This window comes from Haloarcula amylovorans (assembly GCF_004681185.1).
GTDB classification, from domain to species: domain Archaea; phylum Halobacteriota; class Halobacteria; order Halobacteriales; family Haloarculaceae; genus Haloarcula; species Haloarcula amylovorans.
Map to the genome: position 1 here is coordinate 49,886 of NZ_SRIF01000008.1, position 19,407 is coordinate 69,292.

Sequence of the window (19,407 nt, forward strand, 5' to 3'; positions counted from 1 at the left end):
CGGATCAGAATTCGGCCCGTCGCGCCGGGAGTCGGCGTTCGGGCCGATGTGACTGCACCGACGACTACGCGGGGGCGGCGCCCCCGCCGTGAACGAGACTAACACGGTACGATTGACCGATGGAAACACGCAAGATACAGCAGGTCGGTGGCGGAACCTACACCGTCTCGCTCCCGAAGGAGTGGGCCGAGACGGCCGACATCGAGACCGGGTCCGTCGTCGACCTCCACACCCATATCGACGGCGTCCTCGTCGTCCAGGCACAGGAACGGGACACCGAGACGATCAGTCACGTCACGCTTTCGGTCCCCCACGCTGCCCCGACGTGTATCGAACGCGCCCTCCGCGCGGCCTATGCCGCAGGGGTCGAAGCGGTCACGTTCGAGGCACCCGATGAGCTTAGCGATGACCAGCACTGCGCGGTCGAACGGGTCGCGCGGAACCTCTCCGGTGTCACCGTCACCGAATCGACGGCGACGACGCTAACGGTTCGGACCCTCCTCGATGCCTCGGAGGTGTCGATTCGCCAGTCGGTTCGGCAACTCCAGTTCGTCGCACTGTCGATGCACCGAGACGCGACGGCGGCCTTGACAGACCCGGCGGTCCCAGATGGGCAGGCCGACCGGGACGACCAAGCGGACCGCCTCTACGCGATGATAGACCGCTACTTCCAGCGCGCGCTCGCCCGGCTCGACGAGGTGGACGCGCTGGGTCTCACTCGCTCGGAGCTGTTCGTCTGCTGGACGACCGCCCGTGAACTGGAACGCGTCGCCGACCACGCCGAACGCATCGCTACCATCGTCGATACCATCGACGCCGAGGTCATCGACGACCAGACGGACGCCGAGGTGACGTCGCTCGCCGAGACGGCTCGCGGGATCGTCGAAGACGCCGTCCGCGCCGTCGTCGGGGACGCCGACGTGACCGCGGCCCAAGCGGCGCTTCACGACCGCGACGGCCTCCGAGACGACATCGAGGCGCTCGACCGCCGCTTATTCGAATCCGAGACCGCGGCGTACCGCTTGACGCACGTCCTCGACAGCGTCGCCCGGACCGCCGAACACGGCGGCAACGTCGCCGAACTCGCCCTTCGGACGGCGATCCGCGAAGGCGAACTCGGCGGGCCCTCGACCGAAGACTTCCTCGACGAACCGCTCCCAGAATAGCTCGCGGCGCTCGTCGCCCGCTCGTCCGAAACCGCCGATTTATCTGTCTCGTTGCCTCACCTTCGGACGATGACCGTTCGCCACGAGGGATTAACCGTCGATTGGCTCGGGTACGCCACGCTCCGCATCGCCGGCGACGACAGCGTGGTATACACCGATCCGGGTCGCTACGGTATCCTGACTGGCGAGTGGGAACCCTACGAGGACGATATCGGCCACCCGCCAGCGACCGACTACCGGGCGGCGGACGCCGACATCGTCTGTGTCACACACGTCCATCACTACGACCCCGACGGCATCGAGCGGGTGGCGAACGAGGAGACGACGGTCGTCGCCTTCGAAGGTATCGATGGCCGGGACGTAGAGCGCGACCTCCCGCCCATCGTGGACCTCCCCTACGAAGTCCGACAGGTGGGCGCGAAAGAACAGCTTACGGTCGGCGACGTCCCAATCTGGACGACGCCTGCACACAACGAACCCGACGGCCCGCATACGCTCCCGGACGGCACGCCGTACCATCCCGAAGGCTTCGGTTGCGGGTTCATGGTCGCGGTCGACGGGACCCGCGTCTACTACCCCGGCGACTCCGACGTACTGCCGGGTCACCGCACGCTGGACACCTCGCTGTTTTGCCCGCCCATCGGCCCGCGGGCGACGATGGACCGTCACGAGGCCGCAGCGCTCGCGGCGACCGTCGAACCCCGACTCGTCCTGCCGGTCCACTACAACACGTTCTCTAACCTCGAAGCCGACTCCCGCGAGTTCGCAGCCGACGTGGCCGAGGCCGGCATTCCGGTCGTACTGGACGAAAAATAGCGAGATCACGAGTGTATCGAGGGCTCTCGAAAAATCGAACGAGGAGCGTGACTACCAAGAGCGCTCCTCGAAAGCGAAACGAGCGCCACACGTTTACTCCCGGCCGGTGCATCGCCACCATGCCTTACGCCGACCTCTCACAGCCGATCCGCTCGGGGATGCCGGTGTTCCCCGATGACCCGCCCGTCTCGGTCGAACCCCACGCCACCCACGCCGAGGATGGCTACCGGGTCACCGCGCTCTCCTGTGGGACCCACACCGGGACTCACGTCGACGCGCCGAGCCACACGGAAGCCGAGGGACGCGACGTGGACGCGTTTCCAGTCTCGCGGTTCGTCCGCGACGCGGTTCGGGTGGATTTGCGCGGCCGTGACCCCCGCGCTCGGATCCGCCCGGTGGACCTGCCGACGGTCGACGCGGAAGCGGTGGTGCTTCAGACCGGGTGGGACGCTCACTGGGGCGAGGACGCCTATCTCGACCACCCGTTTCTGGCCCCCGCCGCGGCCCGTCACTGCGTCGAATACGGCTACGACGTGGCGATCGACGCGCTCAACGTCGACCCGACGCCGAGCGACGCGGCGGCTGACGACGAACCCTCGGGGTTTCAGGCCCACCACGAGCTGCTGGGGGCCGACCGCCTCATCGTCGAGAACCTGACGAACCTCGCGGGCCTCCCCGAGCGGTTCGAACTGCTCGCCGTACCCCTCAAAATCGCGGACGGCGACGGTGCGCCAGTGCGGGCGATGGCCCACTACGAGTGAGTCAGCCGTCGAGCCACCCGTTCCGGGCGCGGTGGTCGGCGGCGACGGATCGCACGTCGTCGGCGTCCAGCCTCCCCCGTTCAGTTACGACGTGGTCGACTGCGTCGGCGGGCGTCACGTCGAAGGTAGGATTGGCTACTGACAGACCCGCGTCGCCGTCGTACACCTCGGTCGCCTCACGGGGTTCGAGGTCGTATTCCGCGGTCGGCGCGACTTTGTCGCTCGACGCGACGACGAGACAGTCGATACCCGCCGCATTCGCGCCCAGCGCCGCCGCGCGGGTCCCGGCCTTGTTCACGACGCGCCCGTCCGGGAGGATGCGGTCGGCTCCCACGACCACGGCCTCGGCGTTCCACTCGGTCAATTCGAAGGCGAATGCGGCGTCCGTCGTCAGCGTCACGTCGGCGGCGTCGGCGAGCGACTCGGCGACGCCGACCCCCTCGCGGCCGGGTCGGGACTCCGCGACCAACACCGCGTCGGGGGACGCTTCCTCGATGGCCGCGCTGACTGTCCCCGACCGCGAGAGCGTCGCTACGCGTTCGGGCAGCAGCTCGGCGGCCGCTCTTGCGGCCTCGCGGTCGGCTGCGACGGCGCGTTCGAGGCTCTCGCGGGCCGCCGTCTCGACCGCTTCCGGCGTCCGCTCGTCGCTCGCCTCGTGCATCACTCGGTCGACGCGGTTTCCCACGACCACCATCGACGGCCGGATGTCGTGCAGCGTTCGCGCCAATCGAGCGAGTGCGGCCCAGTCGTCGCCCTCCCGTTCACTCGTCTCCAGTTCGTCGCGTCGACCGGTTCGGGCGGCCGCTCCCTCGTCGCGCAACACCTCTAGCGCTCGTAGCGACAGCCACGCCGACCCGTGGCTGTGGTCGTCTCGAACCGTCGCCACGCGGGGCCGAACCCGGTCGTAGGCGGTCCAGAGGCGCGGCACCGTCCCGCGGCGCAGGATCTCGGGCGGGTGGACCCATGCCGTCTCGGCGACTTCCTCGTTGGGCGTCACCTCGCGGGAGTCGCAGTCGAAGAGAAATGGATGGACCAGCCAACGAGTCCCTCGCTCCTCGTCTTCGACTGGAAACGGGTCGCCCGCGCGGACGAGCGTAACCGACTCCCCCAGGCCGGCTTCTTCGCGTATCTCGGCCCGGACGGCCGTCTCCGGCGGTCGGTCGTTCCCCTCGTCGTCCGCCACGTGTCCCGAGACGCCGCCCCAGCGCCCGGTGTAGGAGCCGACTTCGTCGCTCCGGCGAAACAGCAGTATCTCACCGTCGTTGCGGAGGAAGGCGGTGACGACGCCACGTTCGTCCATACGCGGGAAACCATCAGGCGCGTCAATCAATCTACGGGTTACAGCGCATCGAGCAGTTCGTCCACGTCCGCCTCGGTGTTGAACGCGTGAACCGACGCTCGGACGGCTTCGGGATAGGGGAGGTGTCGAACGACGATTCCGTCCTGCGCGAGTCGCTCGGCGGTCGCTTCGGGGTCGTCGGCGGCGAACGTGACCAGTCCGGACTCGTACTCGCGGGGACTCAGTAAGCGGTCGCCCAGGCCGTCTTTCAGGCGGTCGGTCAGTCGCTCGACGCGGCGCTCGACGGTGTCGAGGCCGATTCCCTCGATCGTCTCGATGGCCTCCGCGAGGGCGACGTAGGGGGCGGGCGAGGTGGTCCCGACTTCGAATCGCCGCGCGCCCTCGTGGTAGGCGTACGCCTCGGCGCTCGGGTCCTCGACGCTGCGATAGCCGATGCGGGTCTGTCGGAGGCGGTTGTGAGCGTCTGGGTCGACGTACAACATTCCCCCGCCCCAGATGCCGAGCAACCACTTGTGGCCCGCCGTCGCCACGAAGTCCGCGCCCCACTCGGTCACGTCGACGGGGTGCTGGCCGACTGACTGGACGGCGTCGACGAGTACCTGTGCCCCCGCGTCGTGAGCGACATCAACCACCTCGGAAACAGGGAGTCGAGTGCCGTGGCTCCACGTCAGGGAACTCAGGAAGACCAACCGAACGTCCTCGTCGACGGCGGCTTTCACGTCCTCGACGTCGAGCCTCCCCTGTTCGGTCTCGACTACCCGGACCTCGATATCGTGCGTATCGGCGAGGCGGTCCCACGGGAGGGTGCCGGCGGGGTGTTCCAAGTCGGTGCGGACGACCACGTCACCGGGTTGCCAGTCAATGGCTCCCGCAACGAGGTTGACGCCGTCGGCCGTGCTTCGCGTGAAAGCCACGTCCTCGGGTCGGGCACCGAGGTGCCCCCCAACGACCTCGCGGGCGGCGGTGAGCGCATCGAACGCCACCGTGTACGGGCCGTCGCCGGCCGGGGCCTCGAAGGCGTGCCGTTCTAAAAAGTCGGTCGCCGCGCCGACCACGTTGCGGGGGCTCGGGCCGCTCGCCCCCGTGTTGAAGTACGTACACCGGTCCAACGCGGGTATCGACGCGCGAAGCTCCGTCGGGTCCATAGATATGCTACTGGGTCCCGGCCCCTTGAGCGCTGTGCGCATTTGGCCCTCGCTGCGCCACTACAGCACTGCCCCGACGAATCCACCGACGGCGACGCCCGCCAGCGCGACGGCCAGCGTCCCGCCCGCGTACAGCGCCGCCTCCCGCTCGTGGCCGAGTTCGGCCAACCGAACGGTCTCGAAGGCGAACGACGAGAACGTCGTGAACGCACCACAGAACCCGGCCCCGAAGGCGAGAGCGACCGAGTCGGAGATCGGCGCGACGACGAGCGCGCCCAGTAGGACGCTCCCACAGACGTTGACGACCAGCGTGTCCGCCCGGTTCCGTTCGAGACGCGTCCCAACGAGGTGACGACTCAACGCTCCTGCCATCCCGCCGAACCCGACGAGCAACAGCGGGTTCACGACAGCCACCTCGCAACGAGACGGCCCAGAACGACGCCGGCGAAGGCGAGGGCGTAGTTGGCTGCAACGTTAGCCACGGCCAGCGCCGGAGGGAGCCCGCTCGTCTGGACAGCGAAGGTGCTGTAGGTCGTAAACGAGGAGAGAAAGCCGGTCCCAACTACCAGTCGGGTCTCCGCCGAGAGGACGTTCGCCAGGTGCGCCTCGTACAACAGGACGCCGAGCGCGAAGCTCCCGACGACGTTGACGACGAGCGTCCCGACGACGGCCCCGTCGACCGCCGCCACCCCGGGGGTCGCGAGTGCGACCGAATGGCGGAGTACCGCGCCGGCGAACCCACCCACCGCGACGAGCAACAGGGGTTCGACCCGCGAGAGAGCGTGTGAGCCGGCCATTATCGCCCACTCGCGGTGGCCGTACTCGACAGTTGCGATGTGCGGGCGGTCGCACGGCGCGACCAGGAGGGCACCGTCCGTTCAGTTCTCGACCGGCTCCGCGTTGGGCAACGCCTCCAGAACCCGAGTGAGTCGCTCGCCAACGTCCTCGGCGATCGGGTCCAGCGCGTCGTTGTCGGCGACCGAGAGCATCACTTCGGGGTCGACCGCGCTCACGCCGACTGCGTCGTCGCGTTCGTAGACGATGACGTTGCACGGCAACAGCGCACCGAGTTCCAGTTCTTCCTGTAAGGCCTCGTGAGCCATCGACGGATTACACGCACCGAGGATGCGGTACTGCCGAAACTCCTCGTCGAGTTTCTTCTTCAGCGTCGCCTGGACATCGATGTCACAGAGGACGCCGAACCCCTCCTCGGCGAGTTCGTCTTCGACTGCGGCGACGGTGTCGTCGAACTCGCCGTCCACGCGGTAGCGAATCGTGTAGTTTGCCATACCGAACCCGACGTGCCCCGGGGAGTAAAAGCCACGCCAGTCCCTGGACTCACGGCTCGCCAACGGCCGAGGCCCGTGGACTATCGCCGCCGTGGGGCGTCCGTCGCTCGCGCACCTGAACGTGATGAGTGGACTCGGTCACATCGTCGACGACCAGCGCTTCGCCGGTTGCCGCCGGCAGTCGCTCGCCGAGGTCCCCCGATAGATACGTCGGGCGAGCGTCCGTCAGCGCGCCGACGTCCGCCTCGCTCGTCAGCCGATGGGCGATCAGCAGATCGACCTGTGAGAGGGCAACGGCGGGTAGCGCGCTGGGACGTTGCGTCGCCAGCCAGCAACTGACCCCCGGGTGCCGGCCTCGGGTCAACAGCCTGCGCAGCGCTCGTTCGGCGACGCCGTTCGTGAACGCGTGAGCCTCGTCGACCAGCAGCCACGGGAGCCGTCTCATCTCGTTCTCGATTCGGGCATCGTAGAGGGCAGTCGCGACGGCGGCGACCACGGCGTTCGCGGGCGCGCGGTCGATGCCTGAGAGGTTCAGCACGGTGACACCGCCGTCACGGAGTCCCTGCGCGGCCAATCCATCGGCATCGAACACGCCCCACGAGCGCGCCATCGCGAGGTGGTTGGCCGCCGCCCGACGCGTCTCCCCAGGCGCGTCCGCGTCCTCGATCCACTCACACATTTTCGGCAGTGTCATCGTCTCCGTCGCTGCCTGCCAGACGAGCGTCCCAGGACCGCGCTCGGGGTCGAGGCCGAGCAGCGTACACCACGCTCGCGGGCCGAGGGCGTCCGCCCGAACGGTGGGACAGACAACTGTCGCATCGACGGCGGCGTCGGCGAGCGGCGCGAACGCTCCCATCGGGTCGGCGACGACCGGCGCGACGCCGGACGCGGCGGCGAGGTCCTCCGCGAGGACGCCCAGCGTGTACGTCTTGCCCGACCCGCGCTTGCCGACGACGACGCCGGCATGTGGCGCGTCGAGGTCCATCTCGACGCGCGTGCCGCGGCTCCCGTCTCGCGCTCGGTAGTGCCCAAGGTGTGCCGTCGGTCCAGCCGTTCGCTCGCGTCCGATGACGACCATGGTGGGACTGGCCGCTCCGTTACATTTGAACCCCTGCCCGAGGGTTCAAGTACGGACCCACGACCAGTCCGTGCCATGTCTACCTCACTGTGGTCGGACGAACGGGCCATCGAAGGGCTTCCGATACGACTCGTCATCGCGCTGGTCGTCGGCGTCGCCTGCCTGAGCGTGATGATGAGCACGATTTCGGGCATCGAGACGCTGCAAGTGACCGAAGTCGACGTCCAGCCCCACCCGGAGGTGACGACGCCCGGACCGACCGACGTGACCGTTACCGTCGTCGACCCGGAGGGCGCGCCGGTCGCGGGCGCGACGGTGGTCGCAAAGAGCGGGACTGCTACGCTCTCGACCGTCAGAACGGCCGAGACTGGGTCGGGGGGCAACGCCACCCTCTCGCTATCGCCGTCGCTGGGTGCGAACCAGCAACAGGGGACCGTCGTCTTCGACGTGAAACCACCCGCCAGCAGCAGCTATCAGGACAGTCGGTCGAACACAGAGTTACTGGTAGTCAGGGACAGCTAGCCGTCCCAGTCGATCCAGTTCTGTTCCCAGCCGGTCCGAGACTGGGCATTCCGGCGGGCGTGTTCGCGGTCCTCGCGCCGGGTCCGGTTGCGCTCGATGGTGTCGGCTTGCTCGCCCTCGACCAACATCGGCTGGAAGGCGACGCTGCCGAGGCGCTGGGTCTCGCCGTCGGGGTCGACGACCGCCAGCGTCTGCTCGTTGGTGCCCAGTGGCATCACGAGGCGACCGCCGTTGGCCAGTTGCGAGAGCAACGCTTGTGGCGGTCTGACGGCGGCGGCTTCCAGTAGAATCCGGTCGTAAGGGGCGTACTCCGGCAGGCCCTCGGCTCCGTCCCGGCGGTCGACGAGGACGCCCTCGTATCCCGCTTCCGCGAGATTCGTACGGGCGTCGATAACGAGTCGTCGGGTGATGTCGATGGCCTGCACGTTGGCTTCGCCGACCTGTTCTGCGAGCACGGCGGCGGTGTAGCCGACACCGGCCCCAACGACCAACACGTCGTCGTCGGCGTCGGGGTCGAGCGCTTCCAGCAGGCGAGCGGCGGTGCTGGGCGAGAGGACGCGGGTGCCGAGTCGCTCGAAGGGCCGGTCGGAGTAAGCCTGTTGTTCGCCGACGAACGCCTCTCTCGGGACCGCCCGCATCGCCGCCGACAGCCACGTACTTCGGACGACACCCTTGCTCTCGTGTTGCAGGCTGTCGACCATGTCGCCGCGCAGTACCGCCGGGTCCATATCCGAGGTTCCCGCCGGAGCTATATGAATGACGCGGCCCCCGTCGGTCGAAGAAAGATTCAGGAGAGGTGATACCGAACCGACCGGATATGCCCGGGACGCCGGACCCCGCGCTCGGCAGTGACTTGCTGACGCGCGCGGTCGCCCTCCTCGCCGCAGTCGCCATCGTCTCCCTCTCGTTCGTACTCGACCGAAAGTCACCACGCCGCCTCGCAGTCGGTGGTGGCGTCGCCTACGCCGGATTCTGCCTGGCTTGCTGGCTCGGAGCGCGCTTGTTGACGGGGATGTTCACCAGCGCGCTGGTCGAGTCGCCCGGTATGGGGTCACTGTTAGTTCTCGGTGCGCTCGTCGTTCTCGGGGCACAGGCCGCCGTTCCGCTGTACGCCTACCGTCGATACGGCACCGTCGCGCCGCTGGCTGGATTGGCGCTCGCGACGGGAATCGTCGTCTATGCGTTCCTGCGCGTCAACGGCGAGACGGACCCCCTCGGGCTGTATACGCTCTTCTTTGGGCCGATGACGGTCGTCGCCCTCACGCTACTGGCGGGGGTCGAACTCGGCGGTCGGCGACTCTACCGCTCGGTCGCCTGACTCTCACACGCCTTGGTTTCACTGAAGGGGAACGAACCGCACTGCGCCGTGTTTCTCGCGTTCGAGTGTGCCATCGGCCCGACGGCGCGCGCTGACGAGCACCTGCCTGCGCCCGGTTCCGATGGGTGCCAGTAGCACGCCCTCTGGCCGAACTTGCTCGACGACGGCGTCGGGGAACTCCGGCGCAGCACACGTCAGGTACGCGCGGTCGTAGGGCGCGTGGTCGGCCCACCCCTGCTTCCCGTCGCTGGCGCGAACCGACACATCGCCGTAGCCGGTCGCGGCGAGTACCTCGCGAGCCTGCTCGGCGAGTTCGTCGTGGTACTCGACGCTGTAGACGTTCTTCGCACCGACTAGCTCGGCGGTGACGGCGGCGTGATAGCCACAGCCGGTGCCGATTTCGAGGACGCGGTCGCCGGGTTCGAGCGAGAGTCGGTCGGCCATGAGCGCGACCATGTGCGGGGCCGAGATGGTCTGGTCCTGTCCGATGGGGAGCGGCCGGTCGTCGTACGCACTGGATCGAACGGAGTTGGGGACGAATCGGTGTCGCGGGACCGCGGCGACCGCCGAGCAGACCCGCTCGTCGAGGTCGTACGCCTCGCGGAGGCGCTCGACCAGCACCGTCCGGTCGGGGTCCCAGTCGGCCATCCTACCAGGCCGACCACGCCGTCGTAGACTCGTCGCGGACGTACAACCGGTTGATATCCTTCGCCACGGCGCTGTCCCCCTCGAAATCCATTTTCTCGTGGTCGTAGCCGTGGGCGTCGTCGCGGACGTGGATGCCCTCGACCGTGAACTCCTCGTCGCCGAACTCCTCGGTCTCGCCGACGACGAAGTCGTAGTCGCCCGGCACCTGCAGTTTGAAGCTCTCGGTCTCGTCGTGGCGGCCGTCCTTCGGGTGCATCGTGACGTTGACCGCGACGTTCCCGACGGCCCGGGACCAGATGGTGTCGACATCGTCGACTGGGGCCTCCTCAGTACGACCCTCGTCGGTCTCCAGACTGGTGATTCGCACCGTCATGACGGCTGCCTCGGTCTCTAAGAGGAACTCCTCGCCGACGGCGAGGTCCTCGTCGTCGGGAACGTCGACCTGTGCGGTGAACGATTCGCCGTCTTGCGAGACGACGACGTCCCGTGGGACGGTGTCGTCGTCGGGCAACTGTTCCTTGTGGACGTGGTCGCAGTCGGTACAGCGGACGGTCACCTGTCCGCCGGGTTTGAGCACCTCGTGGACGGTTTCGAGGCCCGGTGAACAGGCCGGACAGGGGAGCGCAACGCGCTCTCCAGATGTAACGTCGGTCATACGCCAGGGTTGACGGGCCGAGCGTAAATGGTCGTCGCCACGCGCCCGCCACGCGCGAGAAGCACGGTTAAACCCCTCGCGGGCGTCCACGACGATATGCGCCTCGACAGACGAACCGCCCTCGTCTCTGGAAGCCTCGTCGCGTTGACGACCCTCGCAGGCGTCGTCCTCTATCCGCAACTGCCGGCCGAGGTGGCGATTCACTTCTCGGCGTCGGGGACGCCCGACAACTACGTCTCGAAGACAGTTGCAGTCGTACTGCTGCCCGTGTTCATGCTCGTGACGCTGCTCGTCATCGAGGGAGCGATGCGTGTGGACCCGTCCGGAGATCCCCGAACCGCCCGGGTCGTCACGGTCGCCACGATGGCACTCATGGCAGCCGTCCACGGGCTAGTCCTCGCGTGGAATCTCGGCTATCCGATATCGTTTGATCTCGTCCTCGTCGGCGTGGCCGTCTGGACAATCGCCGTCTGCGGCTACGCGATTCGCCGCGAGAGGCTTAATCTCGGCTGACGCTGTCCGTTCACCGCTCACGGCGTTGCCGTTCGCGTCATGGGCCTTCACTCCGTTCAGCCCCGCGCTATCGCTCGCCTTGTGGGAGGTCTACGACCTCCCCGGTTCACGGCTCACTTGGTTCGTCGTTCACTCACCACGAGGAAGTGCTACTTCCTCCCCGTCCTCGCGGCTCACTCCGTTCACCGCTCGCCTTTTGGGAGGTCTACGACCTCCCCGTCCGCATACACGGTCGGTTCCGTCAGGATGCCGTCCAGATGGATGGGCGCGTGAGTATCGCCGCCGATGGCGTGGTCGTCACCGATGGCGATGTGGACGGTACCGCCCGCTTTCTCGTCTAAGAGGACGGAGCCAACCAGTTCCGTGACGGCGACGTTGGTGCCGATGCCCAGTTCTGCGAGGTTGTAGGCGTCCCGGCCGACCTCCTCGGCGGCCGTCTCGATCTGTCCGCGGATCTCGTCGTCGCTGATGTCGGTGACGTAGCCGTCTTCGACCTCGAAGGTGAGTTCGAGGCCGTCGAGTTTCCCGTGGGGGCGCATCGTCCCGTCGACGACGAAGGTGCCGTCGGCCGTCTCCGGAGCGAGGAACACCTCGCCAGCGGGGAGGTTCGACATCGCACCGGGTTCGTGGACGATGCCCGTATCGAGGTTCCACTCCCGGGATCCGACGCCGAAGGTGATGTCCGTGCCCTGGGGGGAGGTGACGCGAATCTCCTCGGCTCCCGCTACCTGTGCGAGGACGTCCTCGCAGTGCTGACGGATAGCCTCGTAGTCGGCGTCCAGCCCCATCAGGAAGACGGCCTCGGTGATGCCGGGGAGCGTTGCGACGCGAGCGCCGGCGGCGGTGGCCTCGCTTCTGGCCTCGGTGTGGGTCAGACTCTTGGTCGTCGGCGCGAGCACCACGTCGGCGGTCTTCATCGCGCCGGCGATGGGGGCTGGCGGTTCCTCGCCGTGTTGGTTCCCCGGCAGGTAGCGACAGAAGACGGTGTCGTCGGTTATCTCACTGGCGACGCGGTAGAGTGCCTCCCCGATGGCCTTGCGTTTCTCGTCGGTGACGACGACACAGGACTCGTCGGCCTGTACGTTCATGCACTGCTCGATCGCCGTCTCGGCTGGCGCGCGAAGCGAAGAGTTGTCCATATCACCGCGTCGGTCCCCCGTCGGATTAACTCTTGGTGGCCCGCCGTCTGCCCGCCGTGTGCGGGTTAATAGCACGGTTTTCGGCGAGAAGAGTACAACTATCCGAGTTAATTTCTATTTCTATCTACCGCAAAGAATATACTCCGTCCGCGAGAACAGGGGTGTATGCTCCACGTGGGCATCAACGGCTTTGGCACCATCGGCAAGCGAGTTGCCGACGCGGTGCGTGCACAGCCGGATATGACTGTCGCTGGCGTCGCCAAACGGTCCCCGAACTTCGAAGCAACCATCGCACATGACCGCGGATACAACCTCTACGCTGCCGACGGGCAGGCCCCGTTCGACGGTGCCGGACTGACGACCGCCGGGACGGTCCACGACATGGTCGAAGCCAGCGACGTCGTGGTCGATACGACGCCGGGTGGCGTCGGTGCGACCAATGCCTCGCTGTACGAGGAACACGACACGCCCGCAATCTTCCAGGGCGGTGAAGACCCCGACGTAGCTGACGTAAGCTTCAACGCCCGGGCCAACTACGACGCCGCGGTCGGTGCCGATACCGCCCGCGTGGTCTCCTGTAACACGACCGGGCTCTCACGTCTGCTCGCACCGCTCCGGGAGAACTACGGCGTCGAGAAGGCTCGCGTCACACTCGTCCGCCGGGGCGGCGATCCCGGACAGACATCGCGCGGCCCGATCAACGACACACTGCCGGACCCGGTCGAGATTCCGTCGCACCACGGCCCCGACGTGCAGACCGTCTTCCCCGACCTCGACATCGACACGATGGGGATGAAGGTCCCGACGACGCAGATGCACACCCACAGCGTCAACGTCACGCTCGACTCCGAACCGTCCGCCGACGAGGTTCTCGACCTGCTCAGTCGGGAGACGCGTCTGTTCCTCGTCCCGGAGACGCTCGGTATCGACGGCGCGGGCAAGATCAAGGAGTACACCCGCGACGCCGGCCGCCCGCGCGGCGACGTCTGGGAGAACTGTATCTGGGCCGAATCGGTCACCGTCGAGGGTCGGGACCTCTATCTGTTCCAGGCCATTCACCAAGAAGCCGACGTGGTCCCCGAGAACATCGACGCCGTCCGCGCACTCTCGGAACGGACCGCGAGCGCCGAGCAGAGCATCGAACGCACCAACGACGCCCTCGGCGTCGGCCGCGGCCTCGTCGAACACGAGGGAGAGATCCGCCGGGCCGACAGCATCGCAGACGACTGACGAGACGGTCGTCGGCCTCGACTTCGATTTTCGTGCCGCCGCTCGCGCTATCCGAGTTCGTGGAAGGTCACGTCACCGGTATCGGTGTCTAAGGTCGCCACCGAGAAGTCGTCGGGAGCGGGCGGGATGCCGATTCCCCCGGGGTTGATGCGCGTCGTCCCCTCGTACTCCTCGGTCCCTCGGTCGTGGGTATGGCCGTGGAAGACGTAGTCGTAGGTGCCACACTCGACGAGGGCGTCCACGATAGCACCGCTCGTGCCGTGGTAGACGGCTATCTCGGCACCGTCGAGGGTCAGTTCGCCCATTTCGCCCATGTACGTCCCGAACTCCTCGACCGTCGACTGGAGGGTCCACTCGCCGTCGTTGTTGCCCCGGACGGCGTAGAACTCCCAGTCGCCGTTCCACGGCGTCGCCGAGAAGGGGGCGACGAAGTCCCCGCAGTGAACGACTGTCTCGACGCCGGCGTCGGCGAAGGTGTCCACGGCAGCCTCGACCAATCCCGTGTTGTCGTGCGTATCGGAGACGATCCCGACCTGCATGGCTGGCCGTTCAGGCGGTGGCTACAAGAACGTACTCCCCGCGAAGGCGACCCGCCTCATACAGACTGCTGTGGCCTTGTTGAACCCCCATCAGATGACATATTCTGAATCGGGGCGGTCAATACAGGTAAAGTATGCAACGTTCAGTACGTTATGGGCTCTCCTGTGACGGAGTCGGTGCATCGAAGACTCGTGAGAGGACTATTTCAGTATCATCCGCTCCGCTATTATGCTGTACCGACACTTCGACAGTATCGGGAATCCGATTAAATCTGAGCAGTGTGAGATACTGATAGATCTGGATCTTGTTCTGAGTGTCATCAAGCGATGGTTCAATAGTCACGTCAATTATGTTGCGACCAACAGCGGCTGTTGACACTTGAGGAACGAGTTTGCTGACTGTACCCGACGTATGGAGGTACCCACTGATCGCGAGGGTTTGATCGTCCCTGTCAAGCAGGAGCTGTGCTGAATTCTCTGCCTCACCCGTATAGTCTTCAAATGACACGTCTCTATTGGTCACCTCGATAGTTTCGGTATCGGAGCTTAGCGACGAACAGCCCGCGAACATTGACGTACTGGCCGCACTGAGCGAAGCGAGGAGGGCGCGGCGTTTCATATCAAAAATCAACCTCTTAAAGAATAAATAGTTTCTGCTGGTGACCAGTAACAACTGTTCAACTCGCAAATCTACTTATCAGCTGTTTCACCCATATTGTATCTGAAAAATAGGATTTCAACAGAGTCACTGCTGTAGTTCTGTCCCGGATCGACCGCGTGACATCGTGCGGTCGGCTCGGAGAATAGCGACAGCAGGCCGTCTCAGTCGTCAGCGGCCGCCGGTGCCCGTTGACCGTCTGTGTCGGCCGACTGCTGCATTCGGACGTAGTCGGTGAAGTTCTCGAAGAGGCGCTTTACGTCACAGGCCGCCCGGTAGTTCTCCTCGGTGATACCGTCTAAGACACCCTGAATCCGCTCGTCGGGCAGGTCCTTCCCCTTCGTCACCGACTCGGCGGTCTCGGGGTCGTACTCCGGGTGGAACTGCACCGCGAAGACGTCGCCCTTCCGGAAGCCGTGGACGCCGTAGTCGTTCTCGGCGAACTGCTCGGCCCCCGGCGGGAGTTCCGCGACGTGATCGGAGTGGGTGGTAAAGGCAGTGAACGACTCCGAGACGCCGTCGAGGAGCGGATTCCCGCCGTCGTGTTCGATAGTCCGATAGCCGATTTCGTACTCGTCCATCGGTTCGACGCGGCCATCGAGTGTCTGCGCGAGCAGTTGGTGACCGAAACAGACCCCCAGCGCCGGCAGTCCGCGGTCGATAGCGTGACGGACCCACGCTTCGAGGGCGGTGATCCACTCTTCGTCCCAGTAGGCCGACGCGCGCGAACCCGTGACGACACAGGCATCGAACGCGAAGGAGTCGGGGAGGTCGCGTTCGGTGACGTCGTACTCTACGAGGTCGGCGTCGAGCTCCCGGCGGAAGTTCCGCCGGTTGTCCTCGCCGTCGTGGGCTGCATTCAGTAGCGCGATGCGCAGACTCATCGCCCGAAGCAAATCTGTCGAGAGGCATAAGTCTTGTATCTCCGCGAAGTGCTGCCGCTCACTCGGAGGCCAACCAGAGACCGGCCGCCGCGAGCCCCCCGTAACTGACCGCGATGGCCGCCAGTCTCAGCTGCCACGTCGTCAGGAACCATGGGACTGCGAGGCCGTAAGCCAGGCCCAACAGGCCACCAGTCGCCGTCCGAACGGTGTTCGTACCTCGTCGGTCGGTGAACGTCGTCGCCGCCCAGTCGACGAGCGCCGGGAGCGGTCCGAGCGCGACGACGGGAAACCACACGCCGCGAGCGACGCCGAGGAGGAAAGCGATGACGCCGAGTGCGATACCGGGATAGAGGCCCGAACAGCGGGCACAGAAATGGGCCGTTCGGCCGGCGACGGTGAGGCGATGACAGCGATACCGCTCGTCGGCGGTGTGATGCGAGAGGAGGTACGGAGCCGTCGCGGCCAGTCCGCGCCGCAGTTCTCGGCGGCGAGACATCGCTCAGTATCGGTCGACGTACTCGCGCTGGAACTCCTCGTCCGTCTTGGTCAGATAGAGGATGCCCTCGACGAGGCCGGCGATGCCCGGTAGCCCAGTCCAGCAGAAACACAGGTAGAGGACGCCGAATTTGATGTTGCCGAGATAGAAGTGGTGGACGCCGAAACTCCCAAGCAAGATGGCGAAGATGCCCGCCGTGACCCGGTCTTTCTCCCCGGAGGCCGAGGAGCCAGCAGTTGCACCGCCTCCAGCATCGTCCTGTGCCGCGCCGCACTCCGAGCAGTACCGAGCGCCCGCGTCGATGGGAGCTCCACAGGACGTGCAGTATTTCTCTCCTGCCGGCGACGGTTCGCCCTCGGCGCTGTCCGCTTCCGTCGCGTCGGCGTCGTACTCGGTCGTCTCTTCGTCCGATGCGTCGAGTGTCTCGTCTTCGCCCCGAGTCGAGTCGTCCGTTTCGGAGGATTCGTCTCGGTCGTCGTCTCGCGGGGACATATATTGTCCAATCGGCGCGCCAGCGGTTAAAACTCGGGGTCGGTGTACTCGTCTAAAAACGCCGTCAGGCGGTCTGTGACCGCCGCCGCGTGCTCGACGTAACAACAGTGACGGCCCTCGACAGCCGTGGCGGTCCCCCGCGGGAGGTCGGCGGCCAGCGACTCGGCGGCGTCGGTCGGGATCACCGGGTCCTCGACGCCATAATAGAGTTCGGTCGGTTGCGTAATCTCGTACAGCGGCGGCGCGTCGAAGTCGGTCATCGCCCCGGCCTGTGCGACGAAGGCATCGTCCGTGGCGTCCTCCGCCCGTCGCCACTCGGTGATCCGCTCGACGAGGGCCGGGTCGGTCTCGCGGAAGGTCGGCGAGAGCGCGCCGTCGAGAGAGGCGGTCTCGCCCGCGTCCAGCGAGAGCGAACGGAGCGCCGCCTCGTCCACGCCGTCGCCCGACGCGGCGGTGCAGTACAGCGTCAGCGTCCGCGCGCGGCCGTACTCGTGGGCATATCGGAGCGCGACCATCCCGCCCAGTCCCGCGCCGACGAGGTGGACGCGCTCGACCCCGTGGTCAGCGAGGACGGCGTCGAGGTCGGCGGCCAGCGTCGCTACGTCGTAGGGTCCGGCCGGTGCGTCGGAATCGCCGGTCCCGCGCAGGTCCCAGATCAGCGTCTCGAAGGGGCCGGTCAGCGCGTCGAAATGCCAGCCCCAGAGCCACGCGCCGTAGCCGACGTCGCCGACGAACGCTACCGTGGGGCCGTCGCCGTCAGTCTCGTAGTGGAGGGAAACACCGCGGTTCGTTGCGGTCGGCATCGCTGGATGATTGACTCGACGTCGGCGTGGCTCTTTCGGTTGGAACCGCTTAACAGGGACCGGCGTGAAGCGGTACCAGATACGTGTCCGCCGCAACGTCACTCATCGGTGCCGTGGTCCTCGTCGCCGGCCTCGGCGTCACGGCACAGCTCGTCGCCGACCGATTACAGGTTCCGAGCGTCGCGTTCCTGCTCGTCGCGGGCGTCATCGTCGGCCCGGAAGGACTCGGCGTCGTCCGCCCGGAACTGTTCGGCGAGGCCGGTCTCCAGGCCATCGTCGGTCTCAGCGTCGGCATCATCGTCTTCGAGGGAGCCTTCCACCTCACGGCAGAACGAGTGAAAGAGGCCTCGCGGGAGGCGCTCGGCCTCGTCACGGTCGGCGCGTTGGTCGCGCTCGTCGGCACTACACTCGCCGTGCGCCTCGTCTTCGGGTCGGCGTGGCCGGTGGCGCTGCTGGTCGGGTCGCTGCTGGTGGCGACCGGCCCGACGGTCATCACGCCCATCATGCAGGTGGTCCCGGTCCGGGACCGGGTCGCAGCGGCGCTGGAGACGGAAGGAATCATCAACGACGTCATCGCAGCCATCCTCGCGGTCGCCACCTTCGAGTTCGTCACCACCGCGGCGTCGCCGCTGGTGGTCGTCGAGGCGTTCGTCGCCCGACTCGCGGTCGGCGTCGGCGTCGGTCTCGCGGTCGGCGGACTCGCCGCCGTCCTGCTCACTCGGTTGTCGCTCTCGCGCGACAACGCGCCACAGAACGCTCGGCTCGTCGTCCTGACGGCCGCGCTCGTAGCCTTCGCCGTCGCCAACACGTGGCTCACCGAGGCGGGCATCGCGGCGGCGGCCACGGCTGGTCTCGTCCTCGGCAACGCCGACATCCCCCACGAGGACGTGGTCGCGGAGTTCAAAGGCGGCGTCACGGTGTTCGTCCTCTCGTTCGTCTTCGTCGTCCTCGCGGCGCTGCTCTCGATAGACGACCTGCGCGCGCTCGGCATCGGCGGGTTGCTCGTCGTCGTCGCAATCGTCGCGCTCGTTCGCTTGCCTGGCGCGTTCCTCTCGACGATCGGCGGGTCGATGACGAGAAACGAGCGGCTGTTCGTCGGCCTCGTCGGGCCGCGCGGCATCGTCCCGGCCAGCGTCGCCACGCTGTTCGCCATCGAGTTGCGGCCGACGAACCCCGAGGCCGCGACGGTGCTCGTGGGAACAGTCTTCTCGGTCATCTTCGCGACCGTCATGTTTCAAGCCAGTCTGGCCCGTCACCTCGCGCAGGCGCTCGATATCGTGCCAACTACCACACTCATCGTCGGCGCTGGCCGCGTCGGCACGGAACTCGCAGACCGATTCGAGGCCCGCGGCGAAGAGGCCGTCCTCGTCGACCGCGACTCGGATGCTGTCGAACAAGCGCGCGCGGAGGGCCACCGCGTGGTCCACGGCGACGCGACGGACACCGCGACGCTCGACGCCGCGGACGCCGACCGCGCGGGCGTCGTCGTGGCCGCGACGGCCGACGACGACGTGAACTTACTGGTCGCCCAGCTCGCTGCGACCCGGTTCGACGTGGAGAACGTCGTCGCGCGGGCGAACCAGCCGGACAACCTCGCGGCGTTCGAGGACTTGGACATCGAACCTATCTCGGCGGGGTTCGCGGTCGCCGACGCCATCGACGACGCCATCGAACGGCCCGCACTGAGCCACTGGCTGGCCGACGCGAGCGGGACCGGCGACGTCCTCGAAGTCGAGCTTCGAAACGACGCGCTCGTCGGCCAGTCGGTCAATCGTGTCGCCGACGCCCTCCCCGACGGCTCGCTCGTGGCGATGGTGAGCCGAGACGGAGAGGACCGGGTTCCTGACGGCGAGTTCACGCTCGATAAGGGGGACCACCTCACGCTCATCTGTGAGACCAACGACGCGATGCGGGCCGCGCGAGAGCTGTGTCAGGCCGAGTGATGGCTCGTAGCG

24 protein-coding genes are annotated in these 19,407 nt (G+C 66.8%); 8 read left to right on the plus strand and 16 right to left on the minus strand.

All coding sequences use genetic code 11. From position 1 onward, the window contains the following. Positions 1 to 119 precede the first annotated feature (119 nt). From E4S61_RS20110 to E4S61_RS20120, 3 genes are all read left to right on the plus strand, one after another. Complete coding sequence (locus E4S61_RS20110; RefSeq protein WP_135305717.1) at positions 120 to 1,166, plus strand: phosphate signaling complex PhoU family protein; 1,047 nt, start codon at positions 120 to 122, stop codon at positions 1,164 to 1,166. A 69-nt stretch (positions 1,167 to 1,235) separates the two neighbouring features. Beyond that, a complete protein-coding gene (locus E4S61_RS20115) occupies positions 1,236 to 1,982 on the plus strand; it encodes an MBL fold metallo-hydrolase (RefSeq protein WP_135305718.1) in 747 nt (248 codons plus the stop codon). Between the two features lie 119 nt (positions 1,983 to 2,101). Next, positions 2,102 to 2,743: a cyclase family protein gene (locus tag E4S61_RS20120; RefSeq protein WP_135305719.1), complete on the plus strand. Its 642-nt coding sequence runs from the start codon at positions 2,102 to 2,104 to the stop codon at positions 2,741 to 2,743. A gap of 1 nt (position 2,744) precedes the next feature. Here the strand turns inward: E4S61_RS20120 and E4S61_RS20125 are convergent, their stop codons facing one another. The 6 genes from E4S61_RS20125 to E4S61_RS20150 all read right to left on the minus strand — a co-directional run bounded on the left by E4S61_RS20125 (position 2,745) and on the right by E4S61_RS20150 (position 7,555). Further along, positions 2,745 to 4,043, minus strand: coding sequence for an NUDIX domain-containing protein (locus tag E4S61_RS20125; protein ID WP_135305720.1), 1,299 nt, complete (start codon positions 4,041 to 4,043; stop codon positions 2,745 to 2,747). A 38-nt stretch (positions 4,044 to 4,081) separates the two neighbouring features. Further along, the gene (locus tag E4S61_RS20130; protein ID WP_135305721.1) at positions 4,082 to 5,188 is read right to left on the minus strand and encodes an aminotransferase class V-fold PLP-dependent enzyme; all 1,107 of its coding nucleotides are present in this window, start codon (positions 5,186 to 5,188) and stop codon (positions 4,082 to 4,084) included. 60 nt (positions 5,189 to 5,248) lie between these two features. Further along, positions 5,249 to 5,593, minus strand: coding sequence for a fluoride efflux transporter FluC (locus E4S61_RS20135; RefSeq protein WP_209309570.1), 345 nt, complete (start codon positions 5,591 to 5,593; stop codon positions 5,249 to 5,251). Then, positions 5,590 to 5,985: a CrcB family protein gene (locus tag E4S61_RS20140; RefSeq protein ID WP_135305722.1), complete on the minus strand. Its 396-nt coding sequence runs from the start codon at positions 5,983 to 5,985 to the stop codon at positions 5,590 to 5,592. The genes E4S61_RS20135 and E4S61_RS20140 overlap by 4 nt, the downstream gene beginning before the upstream one ends. Positions 5,986 to 6,066: 81 nt before the next feature. Beyond that, entirely contained in the window at positions 6,067 to 6,477 is a 411-nt protein-coding gene (locus E4S61_RS20145; RefSeq protein ID WP_135305723.1) for a DUF302 domain-containing protein, read from the minus strand. A gap of 49 nt (positions 6,478 to 6,526) precedes the next feature. Next, complete coding sequence (locus E4S61_RS20150) at positions 6,527 to 7,555, minus strand: ATP-binding protein (RefSeq protein ID WP_135305724.1); 1,029 nt, start codon at positions 7,553 to 7,555, stop codon at positions 6,527 to 6,529. Between the two features lie 75 nt (positions 7,556 to 7,630). Here E4S61_RS20150 and E4S61_RS20155 point away from each other — a divergent pair, with 75 nt between their 5' ends. Further along, positions 7,631 to 8,077 carry a carboxypeptidase-like regulatory domain-containing protein gene (locus E4S61_RS20155; protein ID WP_135305725.1) on the plus strand — a complete coding sequence of 149 codons (447 nt, stop codon included), beginning with the start codon at positions 7,631 to 7,633 and terminating at the stop codon, positions 8,075 to 8,077. Here the strand turns inward: E4S61_RS20155 and E4S61_RS20160 are convergent. Continuing rightward, a complete protein-coding gene (locus tag E4S61_RS20160) occupies positions 8,074 to 8,805 on the minus strand; it encodes a protein-L-isoaspartate O-methyltransferase family protein (protein WP_135305726.1) in 732 nt (243 codons plus the stop codon). The genes E4S61_RS20155 and E4S61_RS20160 overlap by 4 nt on opposite strands. Positions 8,806 to 8,894: 89 nt before the next feature. Here E4S61_RS20160 and E4S61_RS20165 point away from each other — a divergent pair, with 89 nt between their 5' ends. Beyond that, positions 8,895 to 9,395 carry a hypothetical protein gene (locus tag E4S61_RS20165; protein WP_135305727.1) on the plus strand — a complete coding sequence of 167 codons (501 nt, stop codon included), beginning with the start codon at positions 8,895 to 8,897 and terminating at the stop codon, positions 9,393 to 9,395. Positions 9,396 to 9,413: 18 nt separating this feature from the next. Here E4S61_RS20165 and E4S61_RS20170 read toward each other — a convergent pair whose 3' ends face one another. Further along, positions 9,414 to 10,043 (minus strand): protein-L-isoaspartate(D-aspartate) O-methyltransferase, encoded by a 630-nt coding sequence (locus tag E4S61_RS20170; RefSeq protein WP_135305728.1) that lies wholly within the window; start codon positions 10,041 to 10,043, stop codon positions 9,414 to 9,416. Position 10,044: 1 nt separating this feature from the next. Next, positions 10,045 to 10,698: an HVO_0476 family zinc finger protein gene (locus tag E4S61_RS20175; RefSeq protein ID WP_135305729.1), complete on the minus strand. Its 654-nt coding sequence runs from the start codon at positions 10,696 to 10,698 to the stop codon at positions 10,045 to 10,047. Between the two features lie 96 nt (positions 10,699 to 10,794). Between E4S61_RS20175 and E4S61_RS20180 the strand changes: the two genes are divergently transcribed. After that, positions 10,795 to 11,211 (plus strand): DUF1648 domain-containing protein, encoded by a 417-nt coding sequence (locus tag E4S61_RS20180; protein WP_135305730.1) that lies wholly within the window; start codon positions 10,795 to 10,797, stop codon positions 11,209 to 11,211. A gap of 182 nt (positions 11,212 to 11,393) precedes the next feature. Here E4S61_RS20180 and E4S61_RS20185 read toward each other — a convergent pair whose 3' ends face one another. After that, entirely contained in the window at positions 11,394 to 12,350 is a 957-nt protein-coding gene (locus tag E4S61_RS20185) for an aminopeptidase (RefSeq protein ID WP_135305731.1), read from the minus strand. A 165-nt stretch (positions 12,351 to 12,515) separates the two neighbouring features. Between E4S61_RS20185 and E4S61_RS20190 the strand changes: the two genes are divergently transcribed. After that, positions 12,516 to 13,580, plus strand: coding sequence for a type II glyceraldehyde-3-phosphate dehydrogenase (locus tag E4S61_RS20190; protein WP_135305732.1), 1,065 nt, complete (start codon positions 12,516 to 12,518; stop codon positions 13,578 to 13,580). A gap of 47 nt (positions 13,581 to 13,627) precedes the next feature. On the opposite strand, the gene E4S61_RS20195 is transcribed toward E4S61_RS20190, so the two are convergent. The 6 genes from E4S61_RS20195 to E4S61_RS20220 form a co-directional block, all read right to left on the minus strand. Further along, positions 13,628 to 14,119 carry a metallophosphoesterase gene (locus E4S61_RS20195; RefSeq protein ID WP_135305733.1) on the minus strand — a complete coding sequence of 164 codons (492 nt, stop codon included), beginning with the start codon at positions 14,117 to 14,119 and terminating at the stop codon, positions 13,628 to 13,630. A 151-nt stretch (positions 14,120 to 14,270) separates the two neighbouring features. Beyond that, positions 14,271 to 14,738 carry a hypothetical protein gene (locus E4S61_RS20200; protein WP_135305734.1) on the minus strand — a complete coding sequence of 156 codons (468 nt, stop codon included), beginning with the start codon at positions 14,736 to 14,738 and terminating at the stop codon, positions 14,271 to 14,273. Between the two features lie 203 nt (positions 14,739 to 14,941). Next, positions 14,942 to 15,661: a type 1 glutamine amidotransferase gene (locus E4S61_RS20205; protein WP_135305735.1), complete on the minus strand. Its 720-nt coding sequence runs from the start codon at positions 15,659 to 15,661 to the stop codon at positions 14,942 to 14,944. Between the two features lie 58 nt (positions 15,662 to 15,719). Further along, positions 15,720 to 16,157, minus strand: coding sequence for a DUF2085 domain-containing protein (locus tag E4S61_RS20210; protein ID WP_135305736.1), 438 nt, complete (start codon positions 16,155 to 16,157; stop codon positions 15,720 to 15,722). A gap of 3 nt (positions 16,158 to 16,160) precedes the next feature. After that, positions 16,161 to 16,649, minus strand: a complete 489-nt coding sequence (locus tag E4S61_RS20215) for a zinc-ribbon domain and TM2 domain-containing protein (RefSeq protein WP_135305737.1) — start codon at positions 16,647 to 16,649, stop codon at positions 16,161 to 16,163. A gap of 26 nt (positions 16,650 to 16,675) precedes the next feature. Further along, positions 16,676 to 17,452 carry an alpha/beta fold hydrolase gene (locus tag E4S61_RS20220; protein WP_135305738.1) on the minus strand — a complete coding sequence of 259 codons (777 nt, stop codon included), beginning with the start codon at positions 17,450 to 17,452 and terminating at the stop codon, positions 16,676 to 16,678. Between the two features lie 83 nt (positions 17,453 to 17,535). Between E4S61_RS20220 and E4S61_RS20225 the strand changes: the two genes are divergently transcribed. Beyond that, positions 17,536 to 19,395: a cation:proton antiporter domain-containing protein gene (locus E4S61_RS20225; protein WP_135305739.1), complete on the plus strand. Its 1,860-nt coding sequence runs from the start codon at positions 17,536 to 17,538 to the stop codon at positions 19,393 to 19,395. Positions 19,396 to 19,407: the final 12 nt, after the last annotated feature.